The following is a 672-nucleotide window of genomic DNA, read 5'->3' on the forward strand; positions in this document are numbered from 1 at the left end:
TCGGACGGCGGGGAGAACAAGCCGCAAAACCCCAGCGACCCACGCGACGGCGTCTACACCGCGTCGCGCCTGGCGAAGGATCAAGGGGTTCCCATCTCCACGATCACGTTCGGCACGCCGTACGGCACCGTCGAGTTCGAGGGCGCCAGCATTCCCGTCCCGGTCGACGATCGGACGCTGCAGAAAATCTGCGAGATCACCGACGGCCAGGCGTTCCATGCCGACAGCCTGGAATCGCTCAAGAACGTCTATACGACGCTGCAGCACCAGATCGGCTACGAAACCGTGAAGGGTGACGCGAGCCTGGCGTGGATGCTGCTCGGTGCGTTCGTGATGGCCGGCGCGGTATTGGCGGGCCTGTTCCTGAATCGCCGGCTGCCCGCCTGAGCGATCAGGTGGGAAGTCTTCGGTTGATCAGCAGCGCCAGAGCCGTCGCCACCAGCGCGACGACGACCCCGAGGCGCAGCCAGCCCGCACTGCCCGGTCCGGGCACCGTGCGATACCCGATCTCGTTCTCGATGGCGTCGTAGTCCTTGTTGAGCTGCTCGAGATTGGTGGCGGTGTAGGACTGCCCACCGGAAAGCTGCGCGATCTTCTTCATCTGGTCCGTGGAGACGGGCACATTCACCCGCTGGCCGTCCATCTCGATGCTGCCGGTCTTGGTGCCGAACG

At 65.0% G+C, this 672-nt stretch carries 2 pseudogenes; one reads left to right on the plus strand and one right to left on the minus strand.

What is annotated here, in order from left to right:
- A pseudogene (locus tag A5745_RS15360) lies at window positions 1-387 on the plus strand (hypothetical protein); the annotation flags it as partial.
- Window positions 388-391: 4 nt separating this feature from the next.
- Here the strand turns inward: A5745_RS15360 and A5745_RS15365 are convergent.
- Window positions 392-672 (minus strand): annotated as a pseudogene (locus tag A5745_RS15365) (hypothetical protein); the annotation flags it as partial.

This window comes from Mycobacterium sp. IS-2888, from assembly GCF_001954215.1.
Classification (GTDB): domain Bacteria; phylum Actinomycetota; class Actinomycetes; order Mycobacteriales; family Mycobacteriaceae; genus Mycobacterium.